Annotated in this window: 20 protein-coding genes; 9 read left to right on the top strand and 11 right to left on the bottom strand. The window is 62.9% G+C overall.

Features of this window, described 5'->3' with window-relative positions:
- Nucleotides 1-3: 3 nt before the first annotated feature.
- Nucleotides 4-522 (top strand): YidH family protein, encoded by a 519-nt coding sequence (locus tag ACUXUR_RS12125; protein WP_445502611.1) that lies wholly within the window; start codon nt 4-6, stop codon nt 520-522.
- A gap of 185 nt (nt 523-707) precedes the next feature.
- On the opposite strand, the gene ACUXUR_RS12120 is transcribed toward ACUXUR_RS12125, so the two are convergent.
- From ACUXUR_RS12120 to ACUXUR_RS12100, 5 genes are all read right to left on the bottom strand, one after another.
- Nucleotides 708-1,709: an adenosine kinase gene (locus ACUXUR_RS12120; RefSeq protein ID WP_445502610.1), complete on the bottom strand. Its 1,002-nt coding sequence runs from the start codon at nt 1,707-1,709 to the stop codon at nt 708-710.
- 74 nt (nt 1,710-1,783) lie between these two features.
- Nucleotides 1,784-2,191 carry a helix-turn-helix domain-containing protein gene (locus ACUXUR_RS12115; protein ID WP_445502609.1) on the bottom strand — a complete coding sequence of 136 codons (408 nt, stop codon included), beginning with the start codon at nt 2,189-2,191 and terminating at the stop codon, nt 1,784-1,786.
- A gap of 6 nt (nt 2,192-2,197) precedes the next feature.
- Nucleotides 2,198-2,770 carry a Smr/MutS family protein gene (locus tag ACUXUR_RS12110; protein ID WP_445502608.1) on the bottom strand — a complete coding sequence of 191 codons (573 nt, stop codon included), beginning with the start codon at nt 2,768-2,770 and terminating at the stop codon, nt 2,198-2,200.
- Nucleotides 2,767-3,885, bottom strand: coding sequence for a murein transglycosylase A (gene mltA / locus ACUXUR_RS12105; protein ID WP_445502607.1), 1,119 nt, complete (start codon nt 3,883-3,885; stop codon nt 2,767-2,769). The genes ACUXUR_RS12110 and mltA overlap by 4 nt, the downstream gene beginning before the upstream one ends.
- Before the next feature lie 50 nt (nt 3,886-3,935).
- Nucleotides 3,936-4,658 (bottom strand): Tim44/TimA family putative adaptor protein, encoded by a 723-nt coding sequence (locus ACUXUR_RS12100; protein ID WP_445502606.1) that lies wholly within the window; start codon nt 4,656-4,658, stop codon nt 3,936-3,938.
- Nucleotides 4,659-4,922: 264 nt separating this feature from the next.
- Between ACUXUR_RS12100 and secB the strand changes: the two genes are divergently transcribed.
- Complete coding sequence (secB, locus tag ACUXUR_RS12095) at nt 4,923-5,408, top strand: protein-export chaperone SecB (protein ID WP_445502605.1); 486 nt, start codon at nt 4,923-4,925, stop codon at nt 5,406-5,408.
- 213 nt (nt 5,409-5,621) lie between these two features.
- Here the strand turns inward: secB and dnaQ are convergent, their stop codons facing one another.
- The 5 genes from dnaQ to ACUXUR_RS12070 all read right to left on the bottom strand — a co-directional run bounded on the left by dnaQ (nt 5,622) and on the right by ACUXUR_RS12070 (nt 9,422).
- A complete protein-coding gene (gene dnaQ, locus ACUXUR_RS12090) occupies nt 5,622-6,350 on the bottom strand; it encodes a DNA polymerase III subunit epsilon (RefSeq protein WP_445502604.1) in 729 nt (242 codons plus the stop codon).
- 2 nt (nt 6,351-6,352) lie between these two features.
- Nucleotides 6,353-6,970 carry a dephospho-CoA kinase gene (coaE, locus tag ACUXUR_RS12085; RefSeq protein WP_445502603.1) on the bottom strand — a complete coding sequence of 206 codons (618 nt, stop codon included), beginning with the start codon at nt 6,968-6,970 and terminating at the stop codon, nt 6,353-6,355.
- The gene (locus tag ACUXUR_RS12080) at nt 6,967-7,815 is read right to left on the bottom strand and encodes a shikimate dehydrogenase (protein WP_445502602.1); all 849 of its coding nucleotides are present in this window, start codon (nt 7,813-7,815) and stop codon (nt 6,967-6,969) included. Before ACUXUR_RS12080 ends, coaE begins: the two co-directional genes overlap by 4 nt.
- A gap of 133 nt (nt 7,816-7,948) precedes the next feature.
- Nucleotides 7,949-8,566, bottom strand: coding sequence for a Maf family protein (locus tag ACUXUR_RS12075; RefSeq protein ID WP_445502601.1), 618 nt, complete (start codon nt 8,564-8,566; stop codon nt 7,949-7,951).
- A gap of 4 nt (nt 8,567-8,570) precedes the next feature.
- A complete protein-coding gene (locus ACUXUR_RS12070) occupies nt 8,571-9,422 on the bottom strand; it encodes a pyruvate, water dikinase regulatory protein (protein WP_445502600.1) in 852 nt (283 codons plus the stop codon).
- Between the two features lie 481 nt (nt 9,423-9,903).
- Between ACUXUR_RS12070 and hemE the strand changes: the two genes are divergently transcribed.
- From hemE to rho, 3 genes are all read left to right on the top strand, one after another.
- On the top strand, nt 9,904-10,941 hold the full coding sequence (gene hemE, locus ACUXUR_RS12065; RefSeq protein WP_445502599.1) for a uroporphyrinogen decarboxylase: 1,038 nt from the start codon (nt 9,904-9,906) through the stop codon (nt 10,939-10,941).
- 7 nt (nt 10,942-10,948) lie between these two features.
- Entirely contained in the window at nt 10,949-11,371 is a 423-nt protein-coding gene (hemJ, locus tag ACUXUR_RS12060) for a protoporphyrinogen oxidase HemJ (protein ID WP_445502769.1), read from the top strand.
- A 325-nt stretch (nt 11,372-11,696) separates the two neighbouring features.
- A complete protein-coding gene (gene rho, locus ACUXUR_RS12055; RefSeq protein ID WP_445502598.1) occupies nt 11,697-12,962 on the top strand; it encodes a transcription termination factor Rho in 1,266 nt (421 codons plus the stop codon).
- A gap of 228 nt (nt 12,963-13,190) precedes the next feature.
- Here rho and ACUXUR_RS12050 read toward each other — a convergent pair whose 3' ends face one another.
- Complete coding sequence (locus ACUXUR_RS12050) at nt 13,191-15,197, bottom strand: thioredoxin domain-containing protein (RefSeq protein WP_445502597.1); 2,007 nt, start codon at nt 15,195-15,197, stop codon at nt 13,191-13,193.
- A gap of 132 nt (nt 15,198-15,329) precedes the next feature.
- Here ACUXUR_RS12050 and mnmE point away from each other — a divergent pair, with 132 nt between their 5' ends.
- The 4 genes from mnmE (at nt 15,330) to ACUXUR_RS12030 (ending at nt 20,203) form a co-directional block, all read left to right on the top strand.
- Nucleotides 15,330-16,640: a tRNA uridine-5-carboxymethylaminomethyl(34) synthesis GTPase MnmE gene (gene mnmE / locus ACUXUR_RS12045; protein ID WP_445502596.1), complete on the top strand. Its 1,311-nt coding sequence runs from the start codon at nt 15,330-15,332 to the stop codon at nt 16,638-16,640.
- A 202-nt stretch (nt 16,641-16,842) separates the two neighbouring features.
- Nucleotides 16,843-18,744 (top strand): tRNA uridine-5-carboxymethylaminomethyl(34) synthesis enzyme MnmG, encoded by a 1,902-nt coding sequence (gene mnmG, locus ACUXUR_RS12040; protein ID WP_445502595.1) that lies wholly within the window; start codon nt 16,843-16,845, stop codon nt 18,742-18,744.
- The gene (gene rsmG / locus ACUXUR_RS12035) at nt 18,741-19,367 is read left to right on the top strand and encodes a 16S rRNA (guanine(527)-N(7))-methyltransferase RsmG (RefSeq protein ID WP_445502594.1); all 627 of its coding nucleotides are present in this window, start codon (nt 18,741-18,743) and stop codon (nt 19,365-19,367) included. The genes mnmG and rsmG overlap by 4 nt, the downstream gene beginning before the upstream one ends.
- A complete protein-coding gene (locus ACUXUR_RS12030) occupies nt 19,364-20,203 on the top strand; it encodes a ParA family protein (protein WP_445502593.1) in 840 nt (279 codons plus the stop codon). The genes rsmG and ACUXUR_RS12030 overlap by 4 nt, the downstream gene beginning before the upstream one ends.
- Nucleotides 20,204-20,220: the final 17 nt, after the last annotated feature.

Here is a 20,220-nt window from a genome sequence, read left to right as displayed (position 1 = left end):
CGCATGGCCACGCCACCGGTCGAGGACAAGCTCAAGCGCAGCGCAGAACATGCGAAACAGGCTGCCGCGCAGACCCAGGAAGCGGCTGAAAATACACAGGAGGCGGCCCAGCATACGCAGGCCGCGGCCAAGACGACGGCTGTCGCCAGTGTGCAGATGAAGGACAGCGCGGACCGGCGCACGGAACTGGCCGCAAACCGCACCGTGTTCGCTGCCGAGCGCACCTATGCGGCCTGGGTGCGAACAGGCCTGGCGTCGCTCGCCTCCGGCATCGGCGCGAAGAAGCTTTTGGAAGGCGTGGTGCCGGAATGGATGATCATTTCCACCGGCTCCGTGCTGGTGTTCTTCAGCGCCTTCTGCTTCGCAGCCGCCGTGTGGCGTCAGGTGTTCACCGGCGCACAGCCGCCGCAGCCGGATGTGCAGCGCCTTCCGCCGTACCTGCTCGTGATCTTCAACGGCTTTCTGATGCTCGTCGCGCTGGCAGCCCTGTTCGGGCTGTGGTTCGGGCGGACGGGCGGGTGATCTGCTGCTTCAGCGAAACTTCGCGCTCGTTCTGAGGAGCAGCCATGAGGCTGCGTCTCGAAGGATAGTCCAGTGCTCTCTGGATTCTCCTTCGAGACGGTCGCTTAAGCGACCTCCTCAGGATGAGGACAGTGGGTTTCAAAACGAAAATGGCCGGGACAAGCCCGGCCATGACGAAAGAGGTCTTACCCCAACAACCCTTCCTGCTGCGCGAGTTCGCGCAGGTTCGCCTGCGGGCGGGCGCCGAGATGGCTGATGATTTCAGCCGCCGCCAGGCCGCCGAGGCGGGCGCAATCGGCAAGCTCCAGGTTCTGCACGAGACCGGCGAGGAAGCCCGAGGCGAAGAGGTCGCCCGCGCCGGTGGTATCGACCACGCGCTCCACGGGGAAAGCCGGAATGCTGAGCGTCTCGCCGCGGCTCACCACCAGCGCGCCGTCCGCCGAACGGGTGATGACGCCGAGCAGGTTCTCCTCGCGCAAAGCGGCCAGCGCACTCTCCGCCGAGGACGTGCCATAGAGGCTCTGCAGCTCGTGGATGTTGGCGAAAAGAATATCGAGGCTGCCGTCACGCATGAGGCCGAGGAACTCGTCACGGTAGCGGTCGACGCAGAAAGCGTCGGAGAGGGTGAGGGCGACCTTGTTGCCGGCCTCGTGCGCGATCTTCACCGCCTTGCGGAACGCTTCCTTTGCGGCCGGCGGATCCCAGAGATAGCCTTCGAGGTAGACGATGCTCGCAGCGCGCACCGTCTCCGGGTTCACGTCGTCGGGCGTGAGGTTCTGGCAGGCGCCGAGATAGGTGTTCATGGTGCGCTCGCCGTCGGGCGTCACCAGGATGAAGCTGCGCGCGGTGGCGGGACCGTCCTCGGCGAAAGCCACGTCGTAATGCACGTCGATGGCCTTCAGATCATGCGCGAAGAGTTTTCCCGTCTCGTCGTTCTTCACCTTGCCGATGAAGCCCGCCTTCACGCCCAGGGCCGCAGCGCCTGCTGCCGTATTGGCGCCCGAGCCGCCCGACACGATCACCGCAGGACCCATGTCCCGGTAGAGCTCCTCGGCACGCGCCTCGTCGATGAGCTGCATGGAGCCCTTGTGCACCTTCTTCTGGAGCAGGAAGGCCTCGTCGGTATGGGCGAGCACGTCAACGATGGCGTTGCCGAGCGTGAGCACGTCGATGCGGGTCTGGGACATGAAAAACCACGATGTTTGAAGGAATCAAGGGCGCTTTGGCATCCGGCGCCCCCAGGGTCAAGACCGACGCCTTCTCAGACGGTGTCCTGCACGGCCTGGATCGGCAGCGGAGCGCGGCGCTCGCGCCCTTGAGCGTGGTTCAGAATGGCGAGCATGTCCTCAAGCTCACCCTCAGAGAGGTTTCGGATCTCGCGGGCGAGGCGATTGGCGAGGAGCGTTGCCTTGGGATCGGCGCCAGCGGTGTCGATCTTCACGCGCGGATCGGAGAGATCGGCAAGCCGCATCAGCTCGTCGGCCTCGTCCCAGATGATGTGGAAATATTGCAGCACGCCCTGGATGAGCGTCCAGGTGGGCTTGCCGCGCTCGCCGCGCTCAAGAGCCGAGAGATAGGCGCTCGATACGCCCAGATGGGCGGCCATGTCCTTCAACATCAATCCGCGTTCGCGGCGCAACTGCCGCACCCGTTCGCCAAAGGGAGTCATCGGTATTTATCCCGCGCCCCGCCTTCGGCGGAGCCTGACATAGAGTGCACCGGAACCGCCATGTTGGGGAGAGGCCTCCTCGAAGCCGATCACAAGAGATCTGAGATCGGCCAAGCGCAGCCAGTGCGGCACCATGCGGCGCAGCACGCCGCGCTCATCGAAGAGACCGTTGTTGACGACCGAACCGCCCTTGCCGGTGATGACGAGGACGAGGCTATGCCCGGAATTCTGCGCCCGGTGCAGGAAGTGGATCAGCGCGAAATGCGCCTCCTCCTGGCGCATCCCGTGAAGATCGATGACGCTGTCCACGTCCTTCCGGCCCCGGCGCAGGGCCTGAAGCGTCTTCCGTTCCACGGGAGCGAGCGGCGGGAGCGAGGGTTTCTTGGGGGGTGAAGGCAGGGGTGCCGGAGAGGTGGCAAGAACCTGCGGGGCAGGGGCCGTTGCGGTCTCCGCCTCAGGCTCGCGTTCCGGCTCAGGCGGCAATACCTTGCCCTTCATGGGCTGCACGTTGCGGGCCACGTGCGACCAGAGCCGCCGCTCCTCGGGGCTGAGCTGACGTGTCCGGCGACGCCTGGTCATGGCTGAGCTTTGGGCTTGAGCACCACGAAGCGCGTGGTGTGACGCAACAGACCTGCGCGCGTGCCCGCTTCCTCGCCGCTGCCGAAGAAGAAATCGCCTCGCGCGGGACCGACGATGGCCGAGCCCGTATCCTGGGCGATCATAAGGCGGCGCAAGGGCTCGGATCTGTCGAGAGTAGAGGGCAATTCGCCCTCCAGCCAGAAGGGCAGGCCATAGGCCCAGAGCGAGCGGTCCACCGCCAGACTCCGGCCTGGAACCAGTGGAAAGCCCGCGCCGCCGATGGGTCCGTCCTCGGGGCTAAGCTCATCGGCCTCGCGGAAGAAGATGTAGGACTGGTTCTGCCGCATCAGCTCCTTGGCGGGACCGGGATGGCTCTTCAACCAGCCCATGAGCTTTTCCAGCGTCATGGTTTCGAGATCCATCTCGCCCCGCTGCACCAGCACGCGGCCGATGGAGGTGTAGGGGCGCCCGTTGCGGCCCGCATAGGCGACGCGCATCACCGAGCCGTCGGTCAGGCGGATGCGGGACGACCCCTGCACATGGATGATGAAGGCCTCGGCAGGCTCGCGAAGATACACGACCGGTTTCGCAAGCGATCCTAAGCCACCGTCTTCGATGGCGGCGCGATCGGGATAGGGCGCGTAGCCCTTCGCCGTGCGCCGGGCGGCCTGCAGCGCCCTGTCGATGCCGGGCAGAGTCTCGCCCTGCGGGATCGTGACGAGATCGTCGGGCCTTGCGAGCAATGGCACCTTGAAGCCCGAATCGGGCGTGCGCGAACCCAGAAACTCGGGTTCGTAATAGCCGGTCAGAAAGCCGTTGCCGGAATGGGGGATGATGGCGAAGGGCTGAAAATGCGTCTCGAAGAACCGGCGTGCCTCCGAGCGGGAGAGATTTTCGTTGTTCAGGGCCTCTCGGCAGATCGCGAGGAGGTGATGCTCGGGCGCTTGCGCGGGTCTCAATTCGGCAGCACTCGCATCGAGAGCATGGCAGGAGCGCAGGAAGGCTTTGAAGGCGGCGGCGTGGTCGTCGTTCGCCCATGCATCGAGATCCTGGAAGGACAAAGCCTCGAGGCGCGCCTGAGCCGCCAGACGTGACGCTGCTTCCGTTTCCGGCATGGTCACGATCCAGGCGAAGAGACACGCGAGGAGGACTCGCCCGGCATGCCTCATTGCCCCGCTTCGGTCGCGACGAGCTGCCAGTTGGGATCGCGGCTGCCGAGCGTGCGGGCGAAGGTCCACACATCGGTGACCTCGGCCACCTGATCGGGGCTGCCGTCGACTACCACGCCCGCCGCATCGCGGGTCACGGTGATCAGCTGGGAGACGAAGCGCACCACGATCTGCGCGGTCTTGTTGTGCACCTCGGCACCGGCCATCTCGGCCTTGTCGATGGAGACGAAGGTGGTCTCGACCCGCTCGCCACGCTGTTCACGCTCCGTGATGGCGCGCTCGAAGCCTTCATAGACTTCGCGGGAGAGAAGATCCTTCAGGGTCTTACGGTCACCCGCCGCAAAGGCGGAGACGATCATCTCATAAGCCGCCTTGGCCCCTTCGAGGAAGCCGGCAGCATCGAAACCCGGCTCGGCACGGGCGATGTTGTCGAGGGCCCCGGCCATGGGTGTGCCGGGCTCGGCGAAACCCTTCCAGCGTTCGGCGATCTGAAGCTCGGCCGCAGGACGGGTGCCGTTGGCACCGGGAAGGCGCACCACATTGTGATCGGGTTCGGCGTTCGAATTGCCCGGCCGCAAGGGCGCATCGCGGCGCGAGAGCGGATCGAAGGGCGGCTGTTCGTTGCCGGTCTTCTGCCCCAGCACCGAGCGAAGGCGCCAGATCACGAAGATCGCGAGAACGATGAAAATGAGGGTCGTGATGTCGAAGGAATCCTGCATCGTCGATCCGTTGTCAGCCTGCCCAAACCCGGCTTGGCGCCAGGCGTTGCCCCAAAGGGAGAAGATGTGATCCTTTGCATATGGGGTCTTCCGGTCGTAACATCCACCTTTCCCCGCGACAAGCGAAGGAGGCCCGCAATCTTGCCTCTTGAGCCGGAAACATGATAGCGCGGAGATCCATGGCCCGTTGCCGATCAGGTGCCTTCAAATGTGAAGCGCCACGTCCGGGTCGACCGATTTACCTCTCTTCGGAGCATGAAACCCATGGCCGACAACCCGGCAAACAACGGAGCGCCCGGCGGCATGCCCGCGCTGAACGCTCTTGCGCAATATTGCAAGGATTTCTCGTTCGAGAATCCCAACGCCCCCCGCTCCCTGCAGCAGCAGTCGGAAGGTCCGCAGATCAACCTGCAGGTCAACGTGAACGCCAAACAGCTGGCGGAGGCCGATTTCGAGGTGGATCTCACTCTCGAAGGCAATGCCAAGACTGGCAATGACGTGTTGTTCGCCTTCGAGCTCACCTATTCCGGCGTGTTCCGCGTGCAGAACATCCCGCAGGAGCAGCTGCATCCGGTGGTGATGATCGAGTGCCCGCGCCTGCTCTTTCCCTTCGCCCGTCAGATCGTGGCCGATGCGGTGCGCAACGGCGGCTTCCCGCCCCTCTACATCGATCCTATCGATTTCGTTGCTCTCTACCGCCAGCGCGTGGCGGAGATGCAGGGCGAGCAGGGCGGCCAGACCCTGTCGTAACTCGATTCGGCACTTTAAGCTTTTATTCCAGGCGGAGCAGGCAACTGCTCCGCTTCTTTCGTGTTCCACGACACAGCCTCACCCTAAGGAGCGTAGCGTCTCGAAGGACGAGGGCGTCTCCAGTGCGCTGTGGATCCTCCTTCGAGACGCAGCCTGACGGCTGCTCCTCAGGATGAGGGCAGAGAAATTTGCTCTCGGGAAAGACGTCGCACTTTACGACGAGGCTTCCGGCGAAGCTTCGCCGAGATATTCGCGCCACAGGGAGTTCGGCCCGAGCTGCTCGATGAAGGCAGCATGCGCGGCACGTTCTTCATCCGTCAGACGCGAGATCATCGGCCGCGGTTTCGCCTCGCGCGGCGTGGCGGAACCTGAGCGCAGGGCAGGGCCGTTGCCCTTCGCCGGCTGCGCAGAGAGATCGAAGCCGACCTGCCGTCCGCCGATCAGCTCGATATAGACTTCGGCCAGGATCTCGGCGTCGAGCAATGCGCCGTGTTTGGTGCGCTTGGAATTGTCGATGCCGTAGCGCGAGCAGAGCGCATCGAGATTGTTCGCCGCGCCCGGATGCTTGCGGCGCGCCATGATGAGCGTATCGACCACATCACCCAGATTGATGGCCGGATGCCCGGTGCGCGCGAATTCCGCATTGATGAAGCCGATGTCGAAGGCGGCGTTGTGAATGACGAGCCGTCCATCGCGAATGAATTCATAAAATTCGTCCACGACAGCCGCAAAGACCGGCTTGTCGGCGAGGAATTCGTCGCTCAATCCGTGCACCGCGAGCGCGCCGGCGGAGACCCGGCATTCCGGATTGATGTAGACGTGATAGCTCCTGCCCGTCGGGATGTGGTTGAGAAGCTCGACGCAGCCGATTTCGATGATGCGATCACCCTTGGCGTGATCGGTGCCGGTGGTTTCGGTATCGAGAACGATCTCTCGCAGCATCGTCAAACACTCTCCTTCAACAATTCACGGCGGCCGGGCCGTCCCGCGAGACAGGCAAGGATAGACCGCACCTGCGCCTCGGCGGAAGCAAAGGTGCGGCTCGTATCGACAATAAAATGCGCGCGGGCGCGCTTTTCAGCATCCGGCATCTGTTTACCCAGGATCGCTTGAAATGTCTCTTCCGTCATGCCGGGCCGCCCCATCACACGCGCGCGCTGCACGTCCGCTGGAGCAGAGACGACCAGAACCGCATCGCAGCGCTTGTCGCCTCCCGTCTCGAAAAGAAGCGGAATATCGAGCACGGCGAGCGATGCGGTTGTCGAAGCACGTGCGAGGAAATTGTCCTCCTCCTCACGCACCAGAGGATGCACGATACTCTCGAGCAGTTTCAGTTTTTCGGCGCTGTTGAGCACGGCCTGGCCGAGCCTGCGGCGATCCACCACGCCCTCGACGACGGTTCCGGGAAACGCGTTCTCGATCAGCGGCGCGGCGCGCCCGCGATAAAGCGCGTGGACGGCGGCATCCGCATCATGCACAGGGACGCCAAGTTTCCGGAAGAGATCGGCCGTGGCCGATTTTCCCATGCCGATGGAGCCGGTGAGCCCGAGCACGAAGGTCATGTCGCGCCCTCGATGTCGGCGACGATCAGCGCGCGCAAGTCGGGCGTCACTTCGGGCCTCACGCCGAACCAGCGCTCAAAACCGGGCACCGCCTGGTGCAGCAGCATTCCCAACCCATCGACAATCCGCAGACCATGCGCCTCGGCAGCCGCGAGCAGCGGCGTTTTCAACGGGACATAGACGATGTCGGCGACGACAGCGTTTCCTGGCGCCTTGGCGAGATCGATGAGAAGGGGAGGCTGCCCCGCCATGCCGAGCGAGGTGGTGTTGACGATGAGCTGCGACCCTGCAAGCGCGCGGTCGATTTCATCCCACGCCAGGGCCTCGAGTGTCACGGCGCTGTAGCGTTCGAGATCGCGAATGAGCTCCTCGGCCTTCGACACGGTGCGGTTGGCGACGACGATCCGCTTCAACGGGCGGTCCTGCAGGCCTGCCACGATGCCGCGTGCCGCACCGCCCGCGCCAAGAACGAGCGCTGTGTCCACAGCTTGCTCCCAGCCTGTTCCCAGGCTCTGATCGAGATTGGCCATGAAGCCAAGCACATCCGTGTTGTCACCCCACAACACGCCGTTCTCGAGCCAGAGGGTATTGACGGCCTTCAGACGCTCGGCGCGTTCCGTCCTGCGCGCGACGCCTGCAAAAGCCGCTTCCTTGTGCGGGATCGTGACATTGCCGCCGGCAAAACCCTGCTCATGAAAACTCCTCAGGAAATTCCCGAAGTTCACAGGTTCGACATCAATCCGCTCATAAGAGCCCGCGATGCCGTGGGTTCTAAGCCAGTAACCGTGGATGAGCGGCGAGCGGGAATGCTTGATCGGATGGCCGACGACGAAGGCCTTGGTCATGACGTGCAGATCCTAGCGCATCGTTTGGTGCGAAAAAGTGGATCCGGTTTTTCGCACCAAACGATGCGCTTTGTATAGAAGGGAGCATCGGATTGATCCCAAAAGTGCAAATCCACTTTTCCCGTCCGAGGCTCTAGAGAGAAAGGCATCCGAGACGGCGCAGGGCCGACAGAAGCGGAAGCAGCGGCAGCCCCAGAATGGTGGAGTGATCGCCCTCCACGGAATCAAAGAGATGAACGCCGAGGCCCTCATATTGATAGATACCGACGCTGTGGAGCACGCTGGGGCCGGCGAGTTCGAGATAAAGATCGATGGCCTCGTCCGTCAGGGGACGCATCGCGAGAATGGCGGTCGCCACGAAGCTTTCCACCACTGTCCCCCCGATGGCGATGGCACCGGCGGAATGGAGCGCATGGCTTTTTCCCGAGAGCGCCTGCAGCTGGCGGCGCGCGGCTTCGCGATCATCCGCTTTGTGAAACACGCTCGCGCCGCAGGCGAGAACCTGGTCGGCGCCCAGCACGATGCGTTCCGGATGACGGCTGCTCACGGCCAGTGCTTTCTCAGTGGCAAGACGTGCGGCCAAAGTCGGCGAATCGAGCCCTTCGCTTTGCGCCGCTTGTTCGACGGCGCGTTCATCGACATTCGAGCTTTGTGTCTCAACCGACAACCCCGCGCTCACAAGCAGCGCGAGCCGTGTCGCGCTGGTCGATGCAAGCAGCAGGTTTTCCGAGGCAGTCCAGAGCGCGGGCATCGTTCTACTCCGCGATGAATTTCAGGCGATGATCGCGATAGAGATCGATGATCGCCGCCGCCGTCTCCTCGATGGAACGGCGTGTCACATCGATCACCGGCCAGCCATGGCGCGCGAAGAGCCGACGCGAGGCCGCGATTTCTTCCGCCACCGCCTCGCGATCCACATAGGATGTATCGTCATCGGCGTTGAGACTGAGCAGACGGTTCTGCCGGATCTGCACGATGCGCTCAGGCGTCGCGACGAGGCCGACGATGAGAGCCTTCTTTGCCGCGGCCAGTTTGGCTGGCAGCGGCATGCCCGGGACGAGCGGAAAATTGGCTGTCTTCAACCCACGATTGGCGAGATAGACGGCCGTCGGCGTTTTCGAGGTGCGGCTCACGCCCATGAGGATCACGTCCGCCTCGTCCAGATCGTCCGGCAGATGCCCGTCATCGTGCATGAGCGTGAAGTTCATGGCGTCGATGCGCTTGAAATATTCCGCGTTCAGCATGTGCTGCGCGCCCGGCCGTGCGGTCGAATGAGTGCCGAGATAGGAGGAGATCAGCGAGTGCACCGGCGCAAGCACGGAGAGGCACGGGGAGCTCGTGGCACGGCAGACATCTTCCAGGCGGCTCGTGAGATCCGTATCGACGAGGGTGTAGAGCACGATGCCGGGAGCGGCTTCGATCTCGGCGAGCACGCGCTCGAGCTGGGTGGTGGAGCGCACCAGCGGATAGACATGCTCGATGGCAGCCACCCCTTCATATTGCGCCACCACCGCGCGGGCGACGGTGATCAGGGTCTCGCCGGTCGAGTCCGAAACGAGATGGAGATGGAAGTAGCTGCGTCCCGCCACGGTGGTTCTCCCGAGCATCGGACCAAAAAGCGGGAACCGCTTCTAGGTCCGATCCGATTAGGACCCATCCGATGTTCTCTGGTCAATTGGCGCATCGCTCGATGCGGAAACCGGGTCCACTTTTCCGCGCGATGCATAAAGGAGTCGACAAGTGTGGATAGAACGGCCTGATTCAGAGGTCCAGGGCAGGGGGCTGTGATCTGTCGGGTCAACCATCAACAGAGGAGCTTCATGTGTGAGTCTGAATTCTCAGCCGTGGGGGAATCCGGCACGAATCACGTTTCATTGTGGCATTAACCTCCCGTTTAAATTCGTTAACGGGCTGTTAAGGTTTAAGAATTCGGAAACGATTGAGGCAAGGCTGCCCTACCCATTAATGAACAGTTAATGGCTTGGCCGGTGTGGAGAGGTTGTGGACGGGGTTGCGGCTTTGTGATTCACGGCCCAAGAGAAACATCAGATTCTTAGATTCAAAGATTATTCTTATTAGAGAGGGCCTGTGAGCGAGCGTCCCACCAAAGCGATCCTCCGCGTGCTGAACGGCGAACCGGTCTGGCCTCTGCCGATCTGGATCATGCGTCAGGCCGGCCGCTATCTGCCGGAATATCGCGAGACCCGGAAACAGGCGGGTTCCTTTCTCGACCTTTGCTACACCCCGAGGCTCGCCGAGGAGGTGACCCTTCAGCCCATCCGGCGCTTCGGCTTCGACGCCTCGATCCTGTTCTCCGACATCCTGGTCATCCCCCATGCGCTGGGCCAGGACGTGCGCTTTGTCGAGAACGAAGGACCCAAGCTCGATCCCGTCACCTCGGACAAGGATTTTTCCAGGCTTGCCGATGAGCTGCCGCTGGAGCGGCTCGACCCGGTCTTCGAGACCCTGGATCGCTTGAGCAAATCTCTGCCGAAGGAGACCACCCTTCTAGGCTTCTGCGGTGCGCCCTGGACGGTGGCGAGCTACATGATCGCCGGCAAGGGCACCCCGGACCAGGCGCCGGCCCGGCTCACCGCCTATCGCGACCCGGCCTTCATGGACGCGCTCATCGACCGGCTGGTGCGGGCCTCCACCGCCTATCTCATCCGCCAGATCGATGCGGGCGCGGAAGCGGTCCAGATCTTCGAGAGCTTCGGCTCGGCCCTGCCGCCGGCTCTCTTCGACCGGCTCTCCCTCAACCCGATCCGTCGGATGGTGGAGGGCTTGAAGGCTGCCCGGCCCCAGGCCAGGGCGATCGTCTTCGTGCGCGGCGGCGGTGCCAATCTTCACCGCTTCGCGTCTGCCGGGATCGGCGACGCGCTCGCCCTCGATTGGACGCTCGATCCCGCCATGGTGCTGCCGAGCCTGCCGGGCACGGTTGCGACCCAGGGCAATCTCGACCCGCTGGCGCTGATCGCCGGCGGTGCGCCGATGGAGCAGGGGATCGATCATATCCTTCAGAGCGTGCGCGGCCGTCCGCATATCTTCAATCTCGGTCACGGCATCCTGCCGGAGACGCCGATCGCGCATGTCGAGCAGATGATCGCTCGCGTGCGGGGGGCTTGAAACGATGCTGTATCTCTGGATCAAGGCGATCCACGTCATCGCGGTCATCGCCTGGATGGCGGGCATGCTCTACCTGCCGCGCCTCTTCGTCTATCATTGCGACGCACCGAAGGGTTCGATCCAGTCCGAGACCTTCAAGATCATGGAGCGGCGCCTGCTCAAGGCGATCATCAACCCGGCGATGATCGTCGTCTGGGTGCTCGGCCTCTACATGATCTGGGACGGCGGCTGGTACACCTCCGGCTGGCTGCACGCGAAGGTTCTTCTCGTGCTGATCCTCTCCGGCGTGCACGGCGTCTATGTCCGCAGGTTCAAGGAATTCGCTGCGGACAAGAACACGCGGCCCGCGAAATACTATCGCGTCCTCAACGAGGTCCCGACATTGCTCATGATCGGCATCGTGATCCTGGTGATCGTGAAGCCGTTCTGACGTTTTGCACCCTGTCATCACCGGCCTTGTGCCGGTGATCCAGATTGACGAGGTGCAGTGCTTCCCAGAAACGGGATGGCTGGGACAAGCCCGGCCATGACGGACCGGATGACCCTTTCCGAAAAAGGTTATCCAAACAGGACTTGAGGAAAACCGCGAAGGCGGGTATAAAGAAATTCTCTTCCATAAAAGACAGGTTGCGCTGCACGGGCCCTCAGGGCTCTCTCAAGTCACCTCGTGAACCGGGCGGCCCTGTCGAATATTTCCCCGATCTCCCCGCGCACAGTGAACCTGCCCGCGCATTTTACCCCGAGAGTGTTCCCCGATGAGGGAAATCAAACTTCAAGACCTGAAATCCAAAACGCCTACCGAACTCATTGCCTTTGCCGAGGAGCTCGAGGTCGAGAACGCGAGCACGATGCGCAAGCAGGAGCTCATGTTCGCCATCCTCAAGCAGCTTGCGGCGCGCGAGGTGGAGATCATCGGCGCCGGCGTGGTCGAGGTGCTGCAGGACGGCTTCGGCTTTCTCCGCTCCGCCGATTCGAACTACCTGCCGGGCCCTGACGACATTTACGTCTCGCCGAGCCAAATCCGCCGCTTCGGCCTCCGCACCGGCGATACGGTGGATGGCCCGATCCGGGGCCCGAAGGAGGGCGAGCGCTACTTCGCTCTGCTCAAGGTCAATACCATCAATTTCGAGGATCCCGAGAAGATCCGGCACAAGGTCCATTTCGACAACCTGACGCCGCTCTTCCCGCATGAGCGCTTCAAGCTCGAGATCGACGATCCGACCAGAAAAGATTTCTCGCCGCGCATCATCGATATCGTGTCGCCCATCGGCAAGGGTCAGCGCGCGCTCATCGTCGCGCCGCCGCGCACCGGTAAGACGGTGCTGATGCAGAACGTGGCACAGTCGATCACCACGAATCACCCCGAGTGCTACCTCATCGTGCTGCTCATCGACGAGCGTCCGGAAGAGGTGACCGACATGCAGCGCTCCGTGAAGGGCGAGGTCGTGGCCTCCACCTTCGACGAGCCGGCAACCCGCCACGTGCAGGTTGCCGAGATGGTGATCGAGAAGGCCAAGCGCCTCGTGGAGCATGGCCGCGACGTGGTCATCCTGCTCGATTCGATCACGCGTCTGGGCCGCGCCTACAACACGGTGGTGCCGTCTTCGGGCAAGGTCCTCACCGGCGGTGTGGACGCCAATGCCCTGCAGCGCCCGAAGCGCTTCTTCGGTGCCGCGCGCAACATCGAGGAGGGCGGTTCGCTCACCATCATCGCGACAGCGCTCATCGACACCGGCTCGCGCATGGACGAAGTGATCTTCGAAGAGTTCAAGGGCACCGGCAACTCGGAAATCATCCTTGACCGCAAGGTCGCCGACAAGCGCACCTTCCCGGCCATCGACATCACCCGCTCCGGCACCCGCAAGGAGGAGCTGCTGGTGGCTAGCGACACGCTCAAGAAGATGTACGTGCTGCGCCGCATCCTCAACCCGATGGGCACGGTGGACGCGATCGAGTTCCTTCTCGACAAGCTGCGTCAGACCAAGTCGAACCAGGACTTCTTCGACTCGATGAACACCTGAGGCGGAACGTCCGCCTGCGGAGTTTTAACCCCATCCTCCTCGCGGAGGGTGGGGTTTTTTGTTTGGGGTGTTTCCATGCGGACTGGACCTTTACTCCTTTCTCAAATCACTCCCATCATCCAGAGCAGAAGCAGGGTAATGCCAGCGGAGATCAGGAGCGAACCTGCACAGCCGACCCGGTTCGAGAAGAAAAAGAACATTGATGCTCCGGCTTTGTCGTCGCGCTTCTTATGATTTCAGCATCTCCTGCACCTGATCCATCAGAGCGTCAGGCGTAGTGACCGGAAGCGCGCAGCGCATGCCGGCGCAGACGAGCGCCTGAGCTTCCTGAGCTGACGAGACGAGGGCTTTGGCCGGATGGTTCTCATCGAGAGCCTCACCAGATCGGAGCAGGCGCACGCTCCGATCGAGATAAGGTATGCGCAGTGCCGTCTCGTGAAGCGGCTTCGCATTGCTTCCCGTGACGAGAATGCTCAAGCCTCTGAGATGCAGATCGAGCGCATTCAGAATCGAGGTGTGGCCGAGAGGCGAGGAGCGGGCGATGCCGATGAGTCCCGTCAGGATCTCCGTTGCGCGCTGATGATCGTCCTGGGTCTCGGTGATCTGCGCGAGCCGCACGAGCGCTTCCGCGAAGACGCCGTTGGCATTGGGCACCGCTTCGTCATGACTCGGCTGCGGACGCACCACGAGCGGATCGGCGCTGCGTGCGGTCATTGCGAGACAACCGGTCTCCTCGACCATGAATTCTGTCAGCAGCACATCACGCCAGGTTTCCGCATCTTGCAGGTAAGACGCGTCGTTCGTCGCTTCATAAAGGGCAAGAGCCGCCCGCATCATGGCGGCGTGATCAAGAGCGAAGCCGGGGAAGATCAACGAACCGCTTCGCCAGGAATGACCGAGCTGCCCGTTTCGGCTCATCGACAGGTGAATGAAACGATAGGCGCGCTGTGCCAGTGCGATCCATTCCGGATGGTCGAGGAGGGGAGCCGCACGAACGAGGCCCGAGATCATCAGCCCGTTCCAGTCGGCGAGCACCTTGTCGTCGAGCCCGGGCCGGACGCGGGTGGACCGCCGCTCCATCAGCTTCGTCCGCATCGCGGCGAGACGCTCTTCGACCGGGGCGGGGGCCTCGCCCGTGATCAGCCGGTTCGGAATATTGTGGCCCTCGAAGTTGCCCTGCTCGGTGATGTCGTAGACCTTGGCGAAATAGGCGGCATCCTCCTCGCCGAGAATCTCTCGAATTTCAGCGAGGCTCCACACATAGAAGCGGCCTTCCTCGCCTTCGGAATCGGCGTCCAGGCTCGAGGCGAAGGCGCCCTCCGGCGTCACCATCTCCCGTTCGAGCCAGGTGACGATTCCCTCCGCGGCGTCCTTGAACAAGGCGCGCCCGGTCTCGGCATGAGCGAGAGCATAGAGCTCCAGGAGCTGCGCATTGTCGTAGAGCATCTTTTCGAAATGCGGCACGAGCCAGCGCTCATCCACCGCGTAGCGGGCAAAGCCTCCGCCGAGGTGGTCGCGAATGCCGCCGAGCGCCATCTGCTCCACGGTCAGAAGAAACCGTCTGCGGGCCTCCTCGTCACCGGCGCGGCGGGCATAGCGGAGGAGATATTCGAGGATCGTCGGGTTCGGGAATTTCGGCGCACCCTGAAGGCCGCCATGCTCCGTGTCGATCAGTTCGGCGAGACGCAGGCCCATGCGGTCGAGATCGTCGAGACCCAACGTGCCGCCGTCGGATTCCGCACCTCTCGCCAGATGCTGCTTCAGGGCATCGCGGTTCTTGAGAATGCGCTCCGGCTCCGCATGATAGAGGCGGCTGATCTCCTTGAGCACCTGGACGAAGCCGGGACGACCGAAGCGCGGCTCCTTGGGGAAATAGGTGCCGCCCCAGAACGGCTCGCCCTCGGGCGTCAGGAACATGGTGAGCGGCCAGCCGCCCTGTTCGCCGAGAAGGTGGAGGGCGCTCATATAGACATGATCCACATCGGGTCGCTCCTCCCGGTCGACCTTGATGTTCACGTAGAGCTCGTTCATGACGGCGGCCACGTCCGGGTCCTCGAAGCTCTCGTGGGCCATCACGTGACACCAATGACAGGCGGCATAACCGATGGAGATGAGGATGGGCTTATCAAGCCGCTTCGCCTCGGCGAGGGCCTCCGGTCCCCATTCCCACCAATGGACAGGATTGTTCTTGTGCTGCAGGAGATAGGGTGAACTGGCATTCCCGAGGCGGTTCATGAATCCTGCTCTTGGCTGTTGGTTCGCTCACGTGAAGCGGATCGATCGATCCGGATCAGAACCATCCTGGGTCCGTCTCGCGTGAACGCCTCACCAAACATAATCGCCCGGTCCGTTAAGAGGTCCATATCTATGCGTTCGGATGACACCATCTTCGCCACCGCTTCCGGCCATGGACGCGCGGCTGTCTGCATCATCCGCATCAGCGGGCCGCAGAGCCTGACCATTCTCGAAACCCTCGGCGGCAGCGTGCCCGAGCCGCGTCATGCCGCCGTACGAACCTTAAGGGAGCCTGCCTCGGGCGAGCCGCTCGATCAGGCGCTCGTGCTCTGGATGCCGGGACCGCGCAGCTTCACGGGGGAGGACCAGGCCGAGCTTCACATCCATGGCGGCCTCGCCACGAGGGCGGCGGTGCTCAGGGCGCTCGGCACGATCCCCGGCTGCCGTCCGGCCGAAGCGGGTGAGTTCACCCGTCGGGCCTTTCTCAACGGGCGCATGGACCTTTCTCAGGTTGAAGGCCTCGCCGACGTGATCGATGCGGAGACGGAGGCGCAGCGCCGCCAGGCCATGCTCCAGCTCGAAGGCCGTCTCGGCAATGCGGCCGAGAATTGGCGCGAGGGCATCCTTCAGGCTCTGGCCCTCTTGGAAGCGAGCCTCGATTTTTCGGATGAAGGAGATGTGCCCCAGGATCTGGAGGCCGATATCCTGAACCGGCTCGATCATCTCCATGCCGAGATCGCGCAGGCGCTCTCGAGCCGCAGCGGCGAGCGCCTGCGCGAGGGTTTTACGGTCGTGCTCGCCGGACCTCCCAATGCCGGCAAGTCGACGCTTCTCAACGCGCTCGCCCGGAGGGATGTGGCCATCGTCTCGCCGATTGCGGGAACCACCCGCGACGTCATCGAGGTCCATTGCGATCTGGGTGGCCTGCCCGTGGTGATCGTTGATACCGCGGGCCTGCGGGAGAGCGGGGATGTGATCGAGCAGGAGGGTGTCTCCCGCGCCCGCGCCCGAGCGCAGGACGCCGACCTCGTGCTCTGGCTCATCCCTCCGGAAGGGGCGGAGACCGGCGCACCGCCCGCCCGGCGGCTTCTGAAGGTCGCCACCAAGGCCGACTTGAATCGAAGCCGTCACGATTGCGATCTCTCGATCTCGGCCTCGACCGGGGAGGGGCTCTCTGAGTTGATCGCCGCTTTGGAGCATGAGGCCGAGGCGGCCTTGGGAAAGGGCGACGCCATTCTCACCCGGGAGCGCCATCGCAAGGCTCTCGAACGGGCGCATGACTCCCTGGCAGCCGGGTGGAAGCTGTTGATTTCGCGCGGTCCCCTGGAACTTGCTGCTGAAGAAGTCCGTCTCGCGGCTCGTGCCGTGGGGGAGATTACGGGCAGGGTCGATGTCGAGGATGTGCTGGATCGCCTGTTTTCCAGCTTCTGCATCGGCAAATAGCGGCACCGGTAACGATAAAGCGAATCTGTGCGACTCTGCGCGAGGCCTGTTCACGAATCGGTTGAATGGTGCTGAATCCCACCTGCACAGCCTGTGCGAATCCTGTGCAGAACCGGTGGGCGGGGCGAATGTTTCACGTGGAACATTTTGCCCTTTTGACCTCTTCGCCGCGAGGTCCTAGACCGCAGGCATGGAGAATTTCGTGAGTCAGCTCTCAGCGCGTGACGTGTTTGATGTCGTCGTGGTCGGTGGCGGCCATGCGGGTGCGGAAGCCGCTGCCGCCTCTGCGCGCATGGGCGCGCATACGGCCCTTGTGACGCATAAGTTTGCGACTGTGGGCGCCATGTCGTGCAACCCGGCGATCGGTGGTCTCGGAAAGGGCCATCTCGTGCGCGAGATCGACGCCCTCGACGGCGTCATGGGACGTATGGCCGATAAGGCCGGCATCCAGTTTCGCCTCCTGAACCGCCGCAAGGGGCCCGCCGTTCGCGGTCCCCGCACTCAGGCCGACCGGAAGCTCTATGCCCGGGCGATGCAGGCCGAACTGCTCCAGACCGAAAACCTCACCACCGTGGAAGGGGAGGCGGACGACCTCATCGTGCAGGATGGGCGCGTGACGGGCCTGCTCCTGGCTGACGGCCGGACGCTCGCGACGGGCGCCGTGGTGATCACCACCGGCACCTTCCTGTCCGGCCTCATCCATATCGGCGAGAAGAAGATCCCGGCCGGCCGCATGGGCGAGCGCCCTTCGCTCGGTCTCCCGAAGACCTTCGCGCGTCTCGGTTTTACCCTCGGCCGCCTCAAGACCGGCACGCCGCCGCGTCTCGACGGCCGCACGATCGACTGGGCAGGGATCGACAAGCAGGCGGCGGATGACGATCCGGTGCCGTTCTCGCTCCTGACGGACAAGATCACGAATCCTCAGATTGAGTGCGGCATCACCCGCACCACGGCCAAGGTGCATGAACTGGTCCGGGGCAATCTGCACCGCTCGGCCATGTATTCCGGCGATATCCAGGGCACCGGTCCGCGCTATTGCCCCTCCATCGAGGACAAGGTGGTGCGCTTCGGCGACCGCGACGGACACCAGATCTTTCTTGAGCCGGAGGGCCTCGACGACATCAAAGTCTATCCCAATGGGATCTCGACCTCTCTGCCCGAGGACGTCCAGCTGGAATTCCTGAAGCATATTCCCGGCCTTGAGAAGGTGCGGATGCTTCAGCCGGCCTATGCCATCGAGTACGATTATGTCGATCCGCGAAACCTGACGGCCGGGCTTGAGACTAAGGTGGTGAAGGGCCTCTTCCTCGCGGGTCAGATCAACGGCACCACAGGCTACGAAGAGGCGGGGGCTCAAGGGCTTGTCGCCGGCATCAATGCCGCTCGCCGCGCCGTCGGACAGGAAAGCGTGATCTTCGACCGGGCCGAGTCCTATATCGGCGTGCTGATCGATGACCTGATCACGCGCGGGGTCAGCGAGCCCTACCGCATGTTCACCTCCCGCTCGGAATATCGGCTCAGCCTGCGCATCGACAATGTGGACGAGCGCCTGACGGGGAAGGGGCTGGAGATCGGCTGCGTCGGCTCCGAACGCGAAGTCCATTTCCGCCGCTCTCAAGATGAAATCCGGTCCATCCGTGAAAAGCTGCAATCCCTGAACCTCACGCCTCAGGAAGCAGGGCGCCACGGCCTTGGGCTGAACCAGGACGGCATTCGCCGCAGCGCCTATCAGCTGCTCTCTTATCCGACGATCGGCTGGAGCGACCTCGTCAAGGCTTGGCCGGAACTCTCTTGCGTGAGTCCGCAGATTCAGGAGCGGCTGGAGACGGATGCCACCTACGCCGTATATCTCGACCGGCAGAAGGCGGATATTGCTGCCTATCGTCGGGACGAGGGGATCGTGCTGGAGGAGACGCTCGATTTCCAAGGCCTCCCGGGTCTGTCGAATGAGATCAAGGCCAAGCTCGATTTCGTTCGTCCGAAGACTTTGGGGCAAGCTGCGCGCATCGAGGGTATTACCCCTGCCGCGCTCACGCTTCTGGCCGCTCATGCGAAGAAAGCCACTGTGAAAGGATCGCGCTCTGTGGATTCGGTGGCCTCATGAGCGCGACTGCATCCTCCCACCGCGACTTGAATGTTTCACGTGAAACACGTGAGAAGCTCGAGCTTCTGGAACGAGAGCTTCGCCGTTGGCAGGCCATCAAGAACCTCGTCGGCCCGGCTACGCTCGATCATATCTGGGATAGGCATATCGTCGATTCCCTCCAGCTTCTGGAATTGGCGCCCGAGGCCAGGACCTGGATCGATCTCGGCTCCGGCGCCGGATTCCCCGGCCTTGTGCTCGCCATTGCCGGGCAGGAGAGGGGATTGAAGGTTCACCTGGTCGAGAGCAATTCCCGTAAATGCGCCTTCTTGCGCCAGATTGTCCGCCTCACGGGTGCCTCGGCGACGGTTCATGAGGCGCGGCTTGAGACCGTCATTCCCGGTTTCGTAGGTAAGGCCGATGTGGTGTCGGCCCGGGCGCTCGCCTCGCTGACCCAGCTCCTGGAATGGACTGAGCCCATGTTGAAAACGGGGACAATTGGTCTCTTTCCCAAAGGGCGTGAGGTCGAGTCCGAATTGACCGAAGCCCGGAAAAAGTGGACATTCAAGGCAGACATCCTGCCAAGCCGTACCGATTCTGAGGCCAGGATTCTTCGCATAACCTCCATCGAGAGCCATTCATGATGACCGACCGCAGCGAATCCGAAGCTGGAGCGCGTGCCGTGAAGCCACGCATTCTTGTGCTCGCCAACCAGAAGGGCGGCGTCGGCAAGACGACGACGGCCATCAATCTCGGTACGGCTCTGGCCGCCATCGGCGAGAAGGTGCTGATCATCGATCTCGACCCACAGGGCAACGCCTCGACCGGCCTCGGCATCGACCGCAAGAGCCGTCAGGTCTCGACCTATCACGTTCTGGCCGGTGAAGCTTCGCTTGCCGAGAGCATCACCGAGACGGCAGTGCCGGGTCTCTGGCTCGCGCCCTCGACGCTCGACCTGCTCGGCGTCGAACTGGAGATCGCAAACGAACGGAATCGTGCCCATCGTCTCCGGTCAGCAATTCAGGGTTTGACGGCCAATCAGGTAAATGAACCTTTTACCTATGTTCTGATCGATTGCCCGCCTTCTTTGAACCTCCTGACCATCAACGCCTTGACCGCTGCTGATGCGGTTCTTGTCCCCCTCCAGTGCGAATTTTTTGCTCTGGAAGGTCTCAGCCAGCTGCTCACGACGGTCGAACAGGTCCGTTCGGCTCTCAACCCGGATCTCACGATCCATGGCGTTGTGCTCACCATGTTCGACCCCCGCAACAACCTGTCGGGGCAGGTGGTGGCCGACGTGCGCGAGTTCATGGGCGACAAGGTCTACGAGACCATGATCCCGCGAAATGTCCGTGTCTCGGAGGCGCCGTCTCACGGCAAGCCGGTGCTGCTCTACGACATCAAGTGCACGGGCTCCCAAGCATACTTACGTTTGGCATCCGAAATCATTCAGCGTGAACGCGCCCTGCGCGCCGCGTAACAAGAGTTGAGACAAAC

Source organism: Microvirga medicaginis, from assembly GCF_052658925.1.
The sequence above is the reverse complement of the archived record's forward strand: the minus strand, read 5'-3'. Positions and strand labels throughout refer to the sequence as shown.

Excerpts from the sequence above, each read along its gene's own strand:
- ACUXUR_RS12125 (WP_445502611.1), top strand. The coding sequence starts at position 4 with ATGGCCACGCCACCGGTCGAGGACAAGCTCAAGCGCAGCGCAGAACAT.
- ACUXUR_RS12120 (WP_445502610.1), bottom strand. The coding sequence starts at position 1,709 with ATGTCCCAGACCCGCATCGACGTGCTCACGCTCGGCAACGCCATCGTT.
- ACUXUR_RS12115 (WP_445502609.1), bottom strand. The coding sequence starts at position 2,191 with ATGACTCCCTTTGGCGAACGGGTGCGGCAGTTGCGCCGCGAACGCGGA.
- ACUXUR_RS12110 (WP_445502608.1), bottom strand. The coding sequence starts at position 2,770 with ATGACCAGGCGTCGCCGGACACGTCAGCTCAGCCCCGAGGAGCGGCGG.
- mltA (WP_445502607.1), bottom strand. The coding sequence starts at position 3,885 with ATGCCGGAAACGGAAGCAGCGTCACGTCTGGCGGCTCAGGCGCGCCTC.
- ACUXUR_RS12100 (WP_445502606.1), bottom strand. The coding sequence starts at position 4,658 with ATGCAGGATTCCTTCGACATCACGACCCTCATTTTCATCGTTCTCGCG.
- secB (WP_445502605.1), top strand. The coding sequence starts at position 4,923 with ATGGCCGACAACCCGGCAAACAACGGAGCGCCCGGCGGCATGCCCGCG.
- dnaQ (WP_445502604.1), bottom strand. The coding sequence starts at position 6,350 with ATGCTGCGAGAGATCGTTCTCGATACCGAAACCACCGGCACCGATCAC.
- coaE (WP_445502603.1), bottom strand. The coding sequence starts at position 6,970 with ATGACCTTCGTGCTCGGGCTCACCGGCTCCATCGGCATGGGAAAATCG.
- ACUXUR_RS12080 (WP_445502602.1), bottom strand. The coding sequence starts at position 7,815 with ATGACCAAGGCCTTCGTCGTCGGCCATCCGATCAAGCATTCCCGCTCG.
- ACUXUR_RS12075 (WP_445502601.1), bottom strand. The coding sequence starts at position 8,566 with ATGCCCGCGCTCTGGACTGCCTCGGAAAACCTGCTGCTTGCATCGACC.
- ACUXUR_RS12070 (WP_445502600.1), bottom strand. The coding sequence starts at position 9,422 with ATGCTCGGGAGAACCACCGTGGCGGGACGCAGCTACTTCCATCTCCAT.
- rho (WP_445502598.1), top strand. The coding sequence starts at position 11,697 with ATGAGGGAAATCAAACTTCAAGACCTGAAATCCAAAACGCCTACCGAA.
- ACUXUR_RS12050 (WP_445502597.1), bottom strand. The coding sequence starts at position 15,197 with ATGAACCGCCTCGGGAATGCCAGTTCACCCTATCTCCTGCAGCACAAG.
- mnmE (WP_445502596.1), top strand. The coding sequence starts at position 15,330 with ATGCGTTCGGATGACACCATCTTCGCCACCGCTTCCGGCCATGGACGC.
- rsmG (WP_445502594.1), top strand. The coding sequence starts at position 18,741 with ATGAGCGCGACTGCATCCTCCCACCGCGACTTGAATGTTTCACGTGAA.
- ACUXUR_RS12030 (WP_445502593.1), top strand. The coding sequence starts at position 19,364 with ATGATGACCGACCGCAGCGAATCCGAAGCTGGAGCGCGTGCCGTGAAG.